Annotated in this window: 14 protein-coding genes and 1 pseudogene; 7 read left to right on the top strand and 8 right to left on the bottom strand. The window is 70.2% G+C overall.

Annotation, left to right across the window (positions count from 1 at the left end; all coding sequences use genetic code 11):
- Window position 1: 1 nt before the first annotated feature.
- Both IE195_RS10035 and IE195_RS10030 read right to left on the bottom strand, forming a co-directional pair.
- Window positions 2-826: an aminoglycoside phosphotransferase family protein gene (locus IE195_RS10035; RefSeq protein WP_191269904.1), complete on the bottom strand. Its 825-nt coding sequence runs from the start codon at window positions 824-826 to the stop codon at window positions 2-4.
- A gap of 244 nt (window positions 827-1,070) precedes the next feature.
- Window positions 1,071-1,592 carry a TetR family transcriptional regulator C-terminal domain-containing protein gene (locus tag IE195_RS10030; RefSeq protein ID WP_191270569.1) on the bottom strand — a complete coding sequence of 174 codons (522 nt, stop codon included), beginning with the start codon at window positions 1,590-1,592 and terminating at the stop codon, window positions 1,071-1,073.
- Between IE195_RS10030 and IE195_RS10025 the strand changes: the two are divergent.
- A pseudogene (locus tag IE195_RS10025) lies at window positions 1,550-1,830 on the top strand (DUF418 domain-containing protein); the annotation flags it as partial. The gene IE195_RS10030 and the pseudogene IE195_RS10025 overlap by 43 nt on opposite strands.
- 125 nt (window positions 1,831-1,955) lie before the next feature.
- On the opposite strand, the gene IE195_RS10020 reads toward IE195_RS10025, so the two are convergent.
- Window positions 1,956-2,552, bottom strand: coding sequence for a TetR/AcrR family transcriptional regulator (locus IE195_RS10020; protein WP_191269902.1), 597 nt, complete (start codon window positions 2,550-2,552; stop codon window positions 1,956-1,958).
- A 172-nt stretch (window positions 2,553-2,724) separates the two neighbouring features.
- On the opposite strand from IE195_RS10020, the gene IE195_RS10015 reads away from it, so the two are divergent.
- On the top strand, window positions 2,725-4,020 hold the full coding sequence (locus tag IE195_RS10015; RefSeq protein ID WP_191269900.1) for an FAD-dependent oxidoreductase: 1,296 nt from the start codon (window positions 2,725-2,727) through the stop codon (window positions 4,018-4,020).
- 188 nt (window positions 4,021-4,208) lie between these two features.
- Entirely contained in the window at window positions 4,209-5,576 is a 1,368-nt protein-coding gene (gene gdhA, locus IE195_RS10010) for an NADP-specific glutamate dehydrogenase (RefSeq protein WP_191269898.1), read from the top strand.
- Between the two features lie 99 nt (window positions 5,577-5,675).
- Here the strand turns inward: gdhA and IE195_RS10005 are convergent, their stop codons facing one another.
- Together IE195_RS10005 and IE195_RS10000 are read right to left on the bottom strand one after the other, a co-directional pair.
- Window positions 5,676-6,650, bottom strand: coding sequence for an aldo/keto reductase (locus IE195_RS10005; protein WP_191269896.1), 975 nt, complete (start codon window positions 6,648-6,650; stop codon window positions 5,676-5,678).
- Window positions 6,651-6,768: 118 nt separating this feature from the next.
- The gene (locus tag IE195_RS10000) at window positions 6,769-7,113 is read right to left on the bottom strand and encodes a hypothetical protein (protein WP_191269894.1); all 345 of its coding nucleotides are present in this window, start codon (window positions 7,111-7,113) and stop codon (window positions 6,769-6,771) included.
- Between the two features lie 307 nt (window positions 7,114-7,420).
- On the opposite strand from IE195_RS10000, the gene IE195_RS09995 reads away from it, so the two are divergent.
- On the top strand, window positions 7,421-7,927 hold the full coding sequence (locus tag IE195_RS09995) for a DinB family protein (RefSeq protein WP_191269892.1): 507 nt from the start codon (window positions 7,421-7,423) through the stop codon (window positions 7,925-7,927).
- A gap of 120 nt (window positions 7,928-8,047) precedes the next feature.
- On the opposite strand, the gene IE195_RS09990 is transcribed toward IE195_RS09995, so the two are convergent.
- Window positions 8,048-8,368 (bottom strand): MerR family transcriptional regulator, encoded by a 321-nt coding sequence (locus IE195_RS09990; protein ID WP_191269890.1) that lies wholly within the window; start codon window positions 8,366-8,368, stop codon window positions 8,048-8,050.
- 693 nt (window positions 8,369-9,061) lie between these two features.
- Between IE195_RS09990 and IE195_RS09985 the strand changes: the two genes are divergently transcribed.
- Window positions 9,062-10,036 (top strand): NsdA family TPR-like regulatory protein, encoded by a 975-nt coding sequence (locus IE195_RS09985; protein WP_225942431.1) that lies wholly within the window; start codon window positions 9,062-9,064, stop codon window positions 10,034-10,036.
- 170 nt (window positions 10,037-10,206) lie between these two features.
- Here the strand turns inward: IE195_RS09985 and IE195_RS09980 are convergent, their stop codons facing one another.
- A complete protein-coding gene (locus IE195_RS09980) occupies window positions 10,207-11,145 on the bottom strand; it encodes an alpha/beta hydrolase (RefSeq protein ID WP_191269888.1) in 939 nt (312 codons plus the stop codon).
- Between the two features lie 143 nt (window positions 11,146-11,288).
- Between IE195_RS09980 and IE195_RS09975 the strand changes: the two genes are divergently transcribed.
- Window positions 11,289-12,149, top strand: a complete 861-nt coding sequence (locus tag IE195_RS09975) for a helix-turn-helix transcriptional regulator (RefSeq protein ID WP_191269886.1) — start codon at window positions 11,289-11,291, stop codon at window positions 12,147-12,149.
- A gap of 93 nt (window positions 12,150-12,242) precedes the next feature.
- Here IE195_RS09975 and IE195_RS09970 read toward each other — a convergent pair whose 3' ends face one another.
- Complete coding sequence (locus IE195_RS09970; RefSeq protein WP_191269883.1) at window positions 12,243-12,710, bottom strand: pyridoxamine 5'-phosphate oxidase family protein; 468 nt, start codon at window positions 12,708-12,710, stop codon at window positions 12,243-12,245.
- A 98-nt stretch (window positions 12,711-12,808) separates the two neighbouring features.
- Between IE195_RS09970 and IE195_RS09965 the strand changes: the two genes are divergently transcribed.
- A complete protein-coding gene (locus tag IE195_RS09965; protein WP_191269881.1) occupies window positions 12,809-13,573 on the top strand; it encodes a class I SAM-dependent methyltransferase in 765 nt (254 codons plus the stop codon).
- Window positions 13,574-13,611 lie beyond the last annotated feature (38 nt).

Raw genomic sequence — 13,611 nt, 5'->3', positions numbered from 1 at the left:
GCTACCCGGTCAGGACCGTCAGGAAGGCGGGGCGCTGTTGCCGCATCCAGGCGCTGCGGCGTTCCCTGCGGCGCTCCCATTCGGCCCGTCCGCCCACCCGTTCCACCTCCTGGACGAACAGGGGTTCGCCCCGCTCGACCATGCCCTTGACGAAGGCCTGGGAGGCCTCGTCGTACTGGTCGATGGCCTCGGGTAGGAGCAGTCGGTCCTCGGGGGTCATGCCGTAGCCGTCGGCGAGCAGGCGCAGACGGCGCAGCACGTCGGCCCCGGCGAACTCCGTGTCGGCGAGCGCCTCCGGGGGCAGGGTCGGCCCCAGGTAGAAGGCCAGGGCGGCCAGGTCCCACACGGGGCGGCCCGGGGCGGCCAGGTCGAAGTCGATCAGGGCGACGGCCTCACCGCCGCGGAAGACCAGGTTCTCCAGGCAGGGGTCGTTGTGGCACAGCAGGGTGCCGCCTTCGGGGTCACTCAGGTGCGTGGGCCAGTTCGCGTCGGGGTCGAAGGGGGTACGGGCGGCGGCGTCGTGGTAGCGGCGCAGCAGGCGGGCCGAGGCGGTCACCACCCGGTCCCGGGCGGACCAGTCCGGGAAGGGCGGCACGGCCACGTCGCCCTCGACGAAGGTGAGTTCCTCGGTGCCGTCGCCGTGCAGGGCCAACGGGCGGGGAGCGCCCTCGAACCCGCTTCCGGCCAGGGCCGCCAGGAAGGCCTGCAAGGCGGGGGCCTGGGGCGGGGCAGTGCGCAGGACCCGGTCACCACGGCGGATGACGGTGTTCATCATGCCGCCGCTCAACGGCCGGTCCTGGTCCCCGTTCTGGGGGTTGGCGGTCATATCCGGTGTCGACTCCCTCGAAAATCCCTGAAGTTGCGCGAGAACCCGCCGGTACCGTGCACCGTCCCATCGGCGCCGAAGGAGCCCCGCTCCTGCCTTACGAAGGTGCTCTCGCACCCGTCCAGTCTGCCGCTCAACCATCCGGTCGTGAGCGCAGCCGGGGGTCGGCCCGGCTGCGCTCACGCCGGTTCAGGCTGGCGACGGTCCCCGACGTCGGGGCGGGCACGGCGAGAAAGGCCCGCACTCACACCTGCGGGCGGCTCACGTGACGCACGGCGCACGGGTCCCAACCGCGCAGAACGCTGTCGGCGGCGGCGAAGAGGGGCGCGGTCTCGGACGTGAGAAGGGCCTCCGCGCCCGGGAGGGACCGCTCCAACATGAGGCCGTTGACGAGGGTGAGCAGGAACTCCGCGCGTTGGGCGTTGTCACCGCGGGGCAGCGCCCCCTCGTCGCCCAGGACCGACAGCCAGTGCTCCACACGGTGCCGCATCCGGCGTTCGATGACCAGGTAGGCCTGCCGTGCTTCCTCGGTCGGCTCCCGGGCGAAGTACGTCTCGTGCATCGTGGCCCAGGTCTTCCTCGCCTCCTCCCCGGTCCCGGCGGGCGCGAGGAGCTGCCGCAGGCAGGCGACCAGTCGGTCCCGGGCGGGCAGCTCCGTGTCATGGACGGGGTCGCCCGGGAACACCGTCTCGTGGATCCCCGCGAGTACCGCGTCCTGTAGGGCGTGCGGCGGCCGCGGCGCGGCCGGTGCGCTGGATCGGGGCACCGGGACGACGGTCGATGAGCGGGTACCTGGCGCAGCCGCTGGTGTGGGGCCTGTGCTGGCCGCCTGGGGGCTTGGGCTGGGCGCGCACCTGTCGAGCTGGTCGGCGTCGTTGCTGGCGGTGCTCACCTGGGGGGCGACCGTGGCCGGTGCGGCCGCGCTGGAGCGGGTGGACCGACGGGGCCCTGCGGAGGTACTGCTGCGCAGGCTGACCTATCGCCCGGAACGGTCTCGGCCCTGAGGGAGGCGCGGGCCGGTGCCGTGTATCTCTGGCTCCTCCTCGACCCGCGTCAGGGACCTGCCTGTCGCCTCGTCAGCGGGAAAGGCGGGCCTTCGGGAGGAGTCGACGGCTGGCATCACGCCCCCTCAGTCGTCGGCGGCACCCAGGTGGAGTTGGACGGCGGGCGCGGTACGCGCGACGAGCGTTTCGAAGTCGAGCTCGGCCAGTTGCGGGATGTGAGCGAGGTAGCGGGCGAAGGCCACACCGACGAGCTGGGTCATGGCGAGGGCGAACCCGCTCTGCCGGTCCGTGATGAGGGGGGTGACACCCGGTCCGGTGATCGCGCCGGTGACCAGGGTGCGCATGCGTTCGGTGGCGGCCTCGTTTCCCAGCACCGACCGGGCCAGGACCTGCATCTGCGGTCCGGTGGCGGGGTTCTCCCACAGACCCAGGTAGCCGCGGGTGAGGCGCTCGCCCTGGGTCTCGAAGGGGCCGGACAGGGCCTCGGTGAGTATGTCCTGCGCCTCCTCGGGCAGTTCCATGGTGGCGGCGAACAGGCCTTCCTTGTTTCCGAAGTAGTGCGAGAGCAGAGCGACGTCGAGGCCGACCCCGGTCGCGATCGAGCGCATCGTCGTGCCGCGGAAGCCCTTGGCGGCGAACTCCGCGCGCGCGGCCTCCAGGATCCGCTCCTTGTTACCGCCTTTGCTGCCAGCAGGCCTGCCCGTGCGCTCACCGTTCCTCATGTTCGCAGTCTACCCGGACATCATCACCTGTTGACATCATCAGTTGTTGAGGCGATGATGAGGGAAGAAGGAGGCTGCGCGGCACGGACAGTGGGAAGGCTTGGAACAGTGAGGCCCACGCGCCGCAGGTGCCCTGCAGCAGCCCCTCACTCCGAACCGGAAGGAAACCGTCATGGCCGACACACCCGAGGCCCCGTCCGCCTCCGTCGGAACGTCCAGGACAACCTGCGCCGTGGTGGGCGGCGGACCGGCAGGGCTCGTCCTGGGGCTCCTGCTCGCCCGTGCCGGAGTCCGGGTCACGGTGCTCGAAAAGCACGCGGACTTCCTACGGGACTTTCGCGGCGACACCGTCCACCCCACGACCCTGGCCATGCTGGACGACCTCGGCCTCTTCGACCGCTTCGACGCCCTGCCGCAGTCCCACCTGAAGCAGGCCGCCTTCACCTTCCCCGACGGGCGGCAGGTCCCGGTCGCCGACTTCGGACGGCTGCCGCTGCGCCACCCCTACATCGCCATGGTCCCGCAGTGGGACCTGCTGAACCTGTTGGCCGAGGCCGCCGAGACGGAACCGACGTTCACCCTGCGCACCGAGCACGAGGTGACCGGCGTGGTCCGCGAGGGCGGTCGGGTGAGCGGCGTCGACTACGACTCCCCGGAGGGCCCGGGCCGACTCCACGCCGACCTGGTCGTCGCCTGCGACGGGCGGTGGTCGGCAGTGCGGCGCGCCGTCGACCTGCCCAGCAAGGAGTTCCCCGTCGACTTCGACGTCTGGTGGTACCGCGTACCCACCCCCCGCCGGCTGGCCGAATCACTGCTGCCGCGCATGGCGAAGGGGCGGGTCATCGTGACCATTCCGCGCGAAGGCTACGCGCAGGTCGCGTACATAGGCCGGAAGGGGACCGATGCGGCACTGCGCGCGCGGGGTGTGCAGGCCCTCCGCGCCGAAACCGCCTCGATGATGCCCGAACTGGCCGAGGACGTCTCGGGAATCGCATCGATGGACGACGTCAAACACCTCGACGTGCGCATGGACCGCCTGCGGCGCTGGCACGCACCCGGGGTGCTGTGCATCGGCGACGCCGCCCACGCCATGTCACCGGTCGGTGGTGTGGGCATCAACCTCGCCGTGCAGGACGCCGTCGCCGCCGCCCGCCTGCTCGCCCGCCCCCTGGCCCGCGGCTTCCTGAGGAACTCGGGGAGCAGGCGCTTCCTCGCTCGGGTGCAGCGGCGCCGCACCTTTCCCACGGTCGCCGTCCAGGCCGTGCAACGCTTCGCGCACGCCCGTGTCATCGCTCCCGCGCTCAACGGCGAAGTGACCGAACCGCCCCGCGGGCTCCTCGCCCTGGTCCGCCGCGTCCCCGCCCTGACCGCGCTGCCCGCGGCCTTCATCGGTATCGGTCCGCGGCCGGAAAGGGTGCCCGTGTGGGCTCGGCGCACGGCACGGCAGGAGAACCCAGCCCGGCCCTGAGAGGGGCCGTCGACGGGCTCGGACCCAACGGGCGTGTTTACACCGGGGCAATACACTGGCAACACGAGCGGGGGCCGCCACCTGTAAGGGCCCTGGGGCGGCGCCCCGCCTGCTTCCAGACGATCGAGGTTCCCGGCACAACGGCGTGCGGGCTGCCCGTTCCAGCGGTGAGAAGGGAACACACACGCATGCCGTTTTCCAATGGCGACCGGGAGGACCACCACCCGGGGGTCCGCAGCGCCTACGAGCACGTAGCGCGCCGCAACCCCGACGAGCCGGAGTTCCAGCAGGCTGTCCTGGAGGTACTCGACAGCCTCTCGCCCGCCCTGTCCCGACACCCCGAGTACGCCACCGAGCGCGTCCTGGAGCGCCTCTGTGAGCCCGAACGCCAGATCATCTTCCGGGTGCCGTGGCGTGACGACCAGGGCAGGGTCCACGTCAACCGGGGTTTCCGGGTGGAGTTCAACAGCGCGCTCGGCCCCTACAAGGGCGGGTTGCGCTTCCACCCCAGCGTCAACCTCGGGGTGGTCAAGTTCCTGGGGTTCGAGCAGATCTTCAAGAACGCGCTCACCGGGATGGGCATCGGCGGCGGCAAGGGCGGCAGCGACTTCGACCCCAAGGGGCGCTCGGCCACGGAGATCGAACGCTTCTGCCAGTCCTTCATGACCGAGTTGCACCGCCACCTGGGCGAGTACACCGACATCCCCGCCGGCGACATCGGGGTGGGCACCCGCGAGATCGGCTACCTGTTCGGGCAGTACCGGCGGCTGAGCAACCGCTGGGAGGCCGGGGTCATCACCGGCAAGGGCCTGGACTGGGGTGGTTCGGCGGTCCGTACCGAGGCCACGGGGTACGGGGCGGTGCTGTTCACCCAGCGGATGCTGGAGCGCAACGGCCGTGATCTGGACGGCATGCGTGTGGTGGTCTCGGGGTCGGGCAACGTGGCGATCTACGCGGTGGAGAAGGCCCAGCAGCTGGGCGCCACCGTGGTCGCCTGTTCCGACTCCACCGGCTACGTGGTGGATGACAAGGGCATCGACCTCGACCTGATCAAACAGGTCAAGGAGGTCGAGCGCGGGCGGATCAGCGACTACGCGCAGCGGCGCGGCGACGCGAGGTTCGTCGAGGGCGGCAGCGTGTGGGACGTTCCGTGCGAGGTGGCGCTGCCCTCGGCCACCCAGAACGAGCTGGGAGCCGAGGCGGCCCGGACCCTGGTGGACAACGGCGTGCTGGCGGTGGCCGAGGGCGCGAACATGCCCACCACCCCCGAGGCGGTCAAGGTCCTCCGGGACGCCGGGGTGCTGTTCGCGCCCGGCAAGGCGGCCAACGCCGGCGGTGTGGCCACCAGCGTGCTGGAGATGCGGCAGAACGCGCGCCGCACCTCGTGGTCCTTCGAGCACGCGGAGTCGGAGCTGGCCGAGACGATGGCCGGTATCCACGACCGCTGCGAGGAGGCCGCGGAGCGGCACGGCGCCAGGGGCGACTACGTGCTGGGCGCCAACGTGGCCGGATTCGAGATGGTCGCCGACGCGATGCTGGCCCAGGGGCTCATCTAGCCGGTGTTCTCGGGGCCCCGCGGGGCCCCGAGAACTTGGCCCGGGCTGGGGCCGGCGCGCTCTGTCGGCCCCGGCCCGCCGGGTGAAGCAGGGGTCATCTCACCACAGGTGGTGGACCTGGGGGCGGATGAGCTCGTCGTAGACCTCGCGCACCTGCGCGTGGGTCTTGGCGTCCAGCGGAGGCAACTGCGCGGCGGCGGCGTTGCCGCGGGCCTGCTCGGCGTTGCGGGCGCCCGGGATGACCACGCTCACCCCGTCCTGGTCCAGGATCCAGCGCAGCGCGAACTGGGCCATGGTGGCGCCCTCGGGGACCAGCGGGCGCAGGCGCTCCACGGCCTCCAGCCCGGTTCCGTAGTCGATGCCCGAGAAGGTCTCGCCGCGGTCGAAGGCCTCACCGTGGCGGTTGAAGTTGCGGTGGTCGTCCTGGCCGAACCGGCTCTCGGCGGTGAACTTGCCCGACAGCAGACCGCTGGCCAGGGGGACGCGCGCGATGACACCGACCCCGGCCTCCCTGGCTGCGGGCAGAACGCGCTCCAGGGGCTTGTGGCGGAAGGCGTTGAGGATGATCTGGACGCTTGCCAGGTTCGGTCGGGCGATGGCGGCCAGGGCCTGGTCGCAGGTCTCGACCGACACCCCGTAGGCGCGTATGCGGCCCTCGTCGACCATGGCGTCCAGGTCGTCGAAGACGGCGTCGCTGTCGATGACGGTCGAGGGCGGACAGTGCAACTGGACGAGATCGACGGTGTCCACACCCAGGTTGCGGCGTGAGTCGTCGTTCCAGGCCCGGAAGTTGCCCGAGTTGTAGTGGGCGGGCTCCTGGGCCATGCGACGGCCCATCTTGGTGGCCACGGTCAGATGGGGGTGCTCCTTGAGGAGCTGTCCGACGAGCCGTTCGCTGCGCCCGTCGCCGTAGACGTCAGCGGTGTCGATGAAGGTGACGCCCTCCTCCACCGCCGTGTGCAGGGCGCTCATGGCGTCTGGTTCGCTGACCTCGCCCCAGGCGGAGCCGATCTGCCAGGCACCGAAGCCCACGGCGCCGACGTCGGCGATGGTACCGAGTACACGTGTGTCCATGCACGTGATCCTAGGCCCTCTGGAATCGCTCCCAGTCGGGCCTTTGGCCCCGGACCGCATTCGGTGGCGGTCCAGGTGCCGCCGACCGGCCCGTGCGGCTGGTCAGCTGCACGCGAGGTCAGTCCGTCAGACCGCGCTCGGCCCGGTACTGATCGAGCAGCTCCCCGTGGTCGGCCTCCACGAGGCGGGCGGGACGCCCCAGCAGCGCGCCGATACTCTCGGCCGTCCGTTCGGCCCTTTCCGGGGTGGCGCAGATGGCCGCGACCACGCTCTCCCCCGTGCCCGTGGGGTACTCCTCCTCGGGCTCGGTGCGCGCGGCCAGACTCCAGGGGACCTCGCAGGGGCCGGAGTGGTCGGGCTCGGGGCACAGCAGCAGTGCCACACGGCTGTTGGCCGCCATCACCTCCTCGAAGTCGGCGTAACCGGACACGATGACCTCGAAGGTGCGGATCCGGTCGCTCATGTGTGCGCTCCTTCCTCGAAACCGTGGGCCGTGTCCCACTCCCCGGTCAGGGGCCGGTCTCCCCACCCGCTGTCAGGCCAGGCGCGCCGAAGACCGTTGCCGCGGCCACCGCCGTACCCGGGGGGGGAGCTCGTGGTCGGCCCCGCCGCCCGGGACCATGCCGCCGTCTGGGGCGAAGGTACACCTCGGAGCCGGTTCGGTGCGCCCACCGACGACGACCGGTGTCGCCGCGGGCGGGGGGGAGCGGGAGACCCGTTGCCGAGAAACCCGTTGCCCGGAGCGGAGCGGGGCCCTAGGGTCACGGCTCATGAACGACGCCCGAACCGATCCGCCCTTCATCGCCGACGAGCGCACGATGCTGAACAACTGGCTGGACTGGCACCGCCAGACCCTGGCGGTCAAGTGCCAGGGCCTGTCCGCTCCGCAGCTACGCGAACGCTCCGCACCGCCCTCGCCGATGTCCCTGCTGGGCCTGGTCCGGCACATGGCCCACGTGGAGCACATGTGGTTCCGCGTCGTCCTCAACGGGGAGGAGTGCCGCTCCCCGGTCAAGACCCCCGACAACCCCGACGGTGACTTCCTGGACGTGGATGCCGCCTCGCCCGAGGAGGCCTTCGCGCTGTGGCGGGCCGAGATCGGGCACGCCCGCGAGGTGTCTGAGGGGTTGCCGCTGGACGCGGTGGGCAAGGCCCAACGGCACGGCGAGGACTGCTCGTACCGCTGGATCCTGGTGCACATGATCGAGGAGTACGCCCGCCACAACGGCCACGCCGACCTCATTCGGGAGCGGATCGACGGAGCCACGGGGGAGTAGCCAGCGCTCGGGCCTGCACGGGCCCGAGCGGTTCCGGTGTCGGCCCTGCCGCACTCCACGCCAGGAAGAGGCCTCCCGGAAGACGGCTTGGGCTGGTCTCCGGGTCCGGGCGGTGCGCCCTCAGTCGGGCGGGTCGGCGGTGCGCAGTTCCTCGTTGATGCGCTTGGCCTCCTCCAGCTGGTCCTCCAGGATGATGATCCTGCACGCGGCCTCGATCTGGGTGCCCTCGTCCACGAGTTCACGCGCCCGGGCGGCGATCCTGAGCTGGTAGCGGGAGTAACGGCGGTGTCCGCCCTCCGAGCGCAGCGGCTCGATCAGCCGGGCCTCACCCAGTGCGCGCAGGAACGCCGGCGTGGTGCCGAGCATCTCCGCGGCGTTGCCCACCGTGTAGGCGGGGTAGTCGTCATCGTCGAACTGGTCACCGGTTGCGGGACGGGACAAGCGTTTCTCTTTCTCTCCTGATCGCACGTCGAGGGCCCCAGCGCCGCTTGGCGCTGGGGCCCGAGAGTTCATTACCACCTACCGGCCGCTGCCGGTCTTCCGCTTCCCGGGGTCAAGCTGGGACGGGATAGCGGGGATCGCGGTTGTGTGACCGTGGACCACCTTCTTCCGAACCGGGGCCTGCGGTACCCGGGCTGTGTTCTCGCGCGCCCAGGCGATCCTGATGGCAACTACTCCTCTCGATCTCAGTTCGTGCACTTCTCACTACTACGGTGCTACCGGCCCCCGGCGCCTACAACCATGCGCCGGTCAAGCCTTACTGCGCCTTTCGTCCTGCTCGGCGTCCCCCGTGCGGGCGGGACTCCGTCCTGCGGTGATGCGTACTGCGGTCCTACCGGCCCCCAGCGTCTTGAAGCACGTGCACGCTGGTCGAGCCGTCCTGCTCTCTTCCTTGTTGCACGGTCCTCCCCGTGCGGGCGGAGGACCGGTCCTGCGGTACTTCTGTCCTGCTCCCACCGGCGTATCCGGTGGTCATGCTGGTGGATCTCTGTTCCTACGACAGGAAATCTAACAGCACCCCATGGGGATGTCTACAGTGGCCGCTATAGATTTTTTCGTGTCCCGCGATGAGGTATCCGAGCTGGCCGCCAGAGGGGGCGGTTGGGGACATTTCACTGTGGAGAGAGACCGATCATGTCCTTCGAAACCCCCGTCAGTCCCGGTGAACACGGACAGCCCCAGTTGACCGGAAGGCCGGACACCGGCCCCGCCCGGGCCAGCACCCCTGGCCTTCTCGGCAAAGGCGGAGCCGAGAACACGACCGTCGCGGTGCGGGCCACGAGTGCGCGCATCATCGCCCTGGACACCCGTTTCGGTGCCCGCGACGTGGTGGACACGGCGGCCGGGGCAGCCGCACTGGCGCGCCGCGCCCTCGCGGCAGGGTTCGCCGACCACAGGGACGTCCTGGCAGCCGCCTCGGAGGCACACCAGGTCGCCGGGTGGATCGCCTTCGACTCCGAACACCAGGACCTGTCCAGACGGATGAGCGTGACGGCCCTGCAGCTCGCCCGGGCGGCCGGGGACCGGTCCATGGAGTACTTCGTACTCAGCCAACTGGCCATGCAGGACGTCCACCTCCGACGACCGGCCGAGGCCGCACGGATCTGCGACACCGCCCTCTCCGGCGGTGCCCGGGGGAGTGTGGCCGCCCTGTTCACCCTCCGGGCCGCGCGAGCCGCCGCCCAGTCAGGCGAACACGCCCGCGCCCGACTCCTGATACGCCACACACGCGCTCGCCACCTGGACGGAACCCGACCGGAGGATCCGGCATGGGCGTGGTGGCTGACCGAGGCGGAGATCAGCTGGCACCACGCCATGATCCGGGTCGACGCCGGGGACTGGGGGCAGGCCGCCGAACTCTTCCACGCCGCCTGCCAGGGGACCCCGAACCGCGGACGATCGATCGCCGTCTACCGGGCGAGCCTGCTGTGTGCGCTGGCCAAGGCCCGTTCCTGGGACGAGGCCGAGACCGTACTGGTGCGCGACGTCCTGCCCCACCGGGGAGAGGTGGCCTCGGTGCGCACCCGACGCATACTCGACCATGCCGCCCGCCTGCTGGACGGAGCCCGTCGCAGGCCCTCCCTGCGCGAGGCGGCCCGCCAGCTCTGACCAGCGCCCCTGACCCGGGGCTGCCTGTCCTGCTCGCTCCCTACCGGTCCGAGCAAGCCCGGATGTCGCGCAGAACTGTGGATCTCCGGCACGGGGGGCAGGACAAGGACCGACCCGGGTGAGTGCCTGATGGTCGGCCTCTGTCCTGGCCTGGTTCCGGCCTGTGAAGGTCAGAGCTTTTCGGCGAAGAACGGAACGACCCTCTTCAGGGCCTCTCCTGCCCCGTTGGGGCGGTCGTAGAGGTCGTAGTGGGAGACGTTCCCGAGCTCGAGAAGCTGCTTGTCCGCAGAAGCGGCCCTCTCGTAGATCTCGTGGCCGTCGCGGTAGGCGCCGAACGCGCCCTGCCTGTCGCCGACCACGATCAGCAGGGGCTGGTCCAGAAGCTCATCAGCCAGATGGAACGCGTCCCACCCCAGTGCGGTCGTGCCGTGCGCAGCCTCGAAGAGCACACAGCCGTTCTCGGCCCGGCCCCGATGGGTCCGGTAGTAGTCGAAGGCTTCGATGATGTCGATGTCCCCGGTCTGCTTCGCCGCCTCGGCCGTCTCGGGCAGGAAGCCGTTGACCGCGCTCTCCGTCCCGCGGGCCTCAGCCGTGCGCTGCTGGGCGATGCCCTCGAGCGCCTGTCGGACCCCGCCGTTCTGTCGGGCCAGGTCGCGCTGCATGCGGCCGAAGTTCACCCCGGTGATCGACACGACGGCGTTGAAACGCTTCTCGGTCTTCGCCGCGGCCAGCGTGTACCCACCGCCGCCGCAGACGCCGAGCACACCGATGCGGTCCTCGTCGACATACGGCAGCGTGACGAGGTGGTCGACGACGCGGCTGAAGTCCTGGATCCGCTGGGACGGGTCTTCCAGGAACCGTGGCACGCCGCCACTGGCCCCCTGGAAGCTGGCGTCGAACGCGATCACCACGTGTCCGGCCTCTGCGAGTGCAGGGGCGTAGACGCTGCCGGCGGTCTGCTCCTTGCAGCTTCCGATCGGATGCGCCGCAACGATCGCCGGGTAGGACTTCGACGCGTCGAAGTCCGGCGGGAAGTGGAGATCCGCTGCGATGTCCCAGTACATGTCGGAGTTGCGGAACGTGATGTGCTCGATGGCCCCGGTGGTCATGGTGCCCCCTCTGTCGTGGCTGGGGTTGTTCCCCGTCGTGACATCCACCCTCCGTCCTGACCGGGAGCCGAACCAGTCCGCGTTCCCGCCCAGGAACGATCTGTCCCAGGACAACGGGTGCGGTCCCGCTCTAGGGTGACGCTATGTCCTCGTCACCCCAGCTCAAGGCCCTAGGTGAGTTCTTCCGCGCCCGACGCGGCGAGATCTCCCCGGACACGGTCCCCGCACACGTCGTGAGCGCCGCCGGACGACGACGCGTCACTGGTCTGAGGCGGGAGGAGGTGGCGCAACTGGCCGCGGTCAGCGTCGACTACTACACGCGGGTCGAGCAGGGGCGACTCGCCCCCTCCGACCAGGTCTTCGCGCTACTGTGCCGAACCTTCGCGCTGTCCTCGGAACAGAGGGCCTACGCCGAGGACCTCCTCAACCACGCCCGCGGCTACGTGATGACAGTGCCTGGGCGAGAGGCCGCCCACAACCGGCTCCAGCTGTTGCTGGACCAGCTCACCGAACTTCCAGCTCTCGTCCTCGGGCCCCGGATGGACGTCCTTGCCTGGAACGGCCCCGCCGCAACGTTGATCACCGACTTCGCACGGCTTCCAGCCACCGAACGCAACTATGTCTCGATCACCTTCACCACACCCGGGATGAGGGACCTGTACGAGGACTGGAGCTCTGTCGCACGCACGTGCGTGGGGATTCTCCGACGTGAGGCCGCGGAGAACCCCGACGACCCGGAACTGGTCGGCCTCGTTGGGCGGCTCTCCATCGCCAGCAACGACTTTCGCCGGTGGTGGGCCGAGCACCGCGTCGCGGAGCAGGATTTCGGAGCCAAGGTCATGCTCCATCCCACCGCAGGACGGATGCGCCTGAACTGGGACTCCTTCAGCTACGCAGGCGCGGCACGACAGCAGCTCATCCTGTGGTCGGCCGAGGCCGGAAGCCCTGACGCCCATGCCCTGGCAACCCTCGTCTCGGCGTCACGAGGTGCGCCCGAAGCCTGAGTGCTCCGAGCGGGTTCATACCGTGGCGGGACGCCGCTCTTCCCGGAAGCGAGTTCGAAGTCGTGCATCCGCCGAACAGGATGCTTCATGCGCTCACGGACGATTCATGGACGGCATGGTCTTGGACAGGTCCTTGACGACGGTGCGCTCGGGTCGGAAACGGACCAGGCGTGCGTCGTCGGCGTAGTGCCGGAAGTCCGGATGCCAGGCCGCCTCGTCCGCTCCCAGGTAACGGCTCAACTTCCGTCGGGCGAGCACCGGGTCGAAGGGCACCACCTCGGCTCTGCCGCGCATGACCACCTGGAGGAACTCCATCCGCTCCAGGTCGCAGGTGTCCACCACCACGGCGGTACGCGGGTCGCGTTCCAGGTGCTTGGCCATGACCGCGTACTCCCCGGTGATCCACCACAAGCATCCCTGCTCCCACAGGAACCAGACCGGTCTGACCGTGGGTTCGCCGGAGGTGTTGGTGGTGGCCACCCGGGCGACCAGGGGTCGGGCAAGGAAGGCGTCGACGTCGAAGGGATGGTCCTGCCGAGGGCTGCCGGGAATGTCGGTCACCCCTTCAGGCTAGGTCGCGATCAAGCGCGGGAGAAGAGGCGCCCGAAGGCTGTGGAAAACCCGTTGGCCGCAGGGGAGCGGAACGCCACAATGTGCGGATGGTCGATCGATGCTTCTCCCACCCGGACCTGGCCGAGCTCTACGACTACTTCGACCACTGGCAGGTCTCCCCACAGGACGACTTCTACCTCGACCTGGTGATGGGAGCCCGCTCGGTCCTGGACGTGGGCTGCGGAACCGGCAAGATCCAGCGGGTAGCGCGCGAGCGCGGGCACACCGGTCGCCTGGTGGGGCTGGATCCGGCCGAGGCGATGCTGGAGGTGGGCCGCCGCGAGCGGGACGACATCGAGTGGATCCTGGGCGATCTGGTGGCGGGTCCCTACGAGGGGGAGGCCGAACCGCTGGAGGAGGGCGGGTTCGACCTGGTCATCATGTCCGGGCACGCCTTTCAGGTGTTCCTCACCGACGAGGAGGTGCACGCCAATCTGGCCGCGGTGCGCAGGGTGCTGACCGACGATGGCCGGTTCGTCTTCGAGACCCGCAACCCCGCCGTGCGGGGCTGGGAGGCCTGGAACCCCGAACGGGCGCGCACCGTGGCGGGCCCGGACGGACACAGGGCCACCTGCGTGCACCGCCTGCGCGGGGTGGAGGGCGACCTGGTCACCTTCACCTCCGGCTTCAGCGTCGAGGGCTGGGCGCAGTCCCAGGTCAGCCGCAGCACCCTGCGGTTCCTGGACGCGGAGACCCTCAACGTTCTCCTGGCCGGGGCCGGGCTGGCGGTGAGCGCGCAGTACGGGTACTGGGACCGCAGTCCGCTCACCGGTACGAGCCCGGAGATCATCACCTTCGCCCGCCCGGCCTGAGAAGCGTCGTCGGGTCGGGGTAGATAAGAGGCACCGGA

Origin of the sequence: Nocardiopsis terrae (assembly GCF_014651695.1) — a bacterium.
In the GTDB taxonomy this organism is placed as follows: domain Bacteria; phylum Actinomycetota; class Actinomycetes; order Streptosporangiales; family Streptosporangiaceae; genus Nocardiopsis; species Nocardiopsis terrae.
The sequence above is the reverse complement of the archived record's forward strand: the minus strand, read 5'-3'. Positions and strand labels throughout refer to the sequence as shown.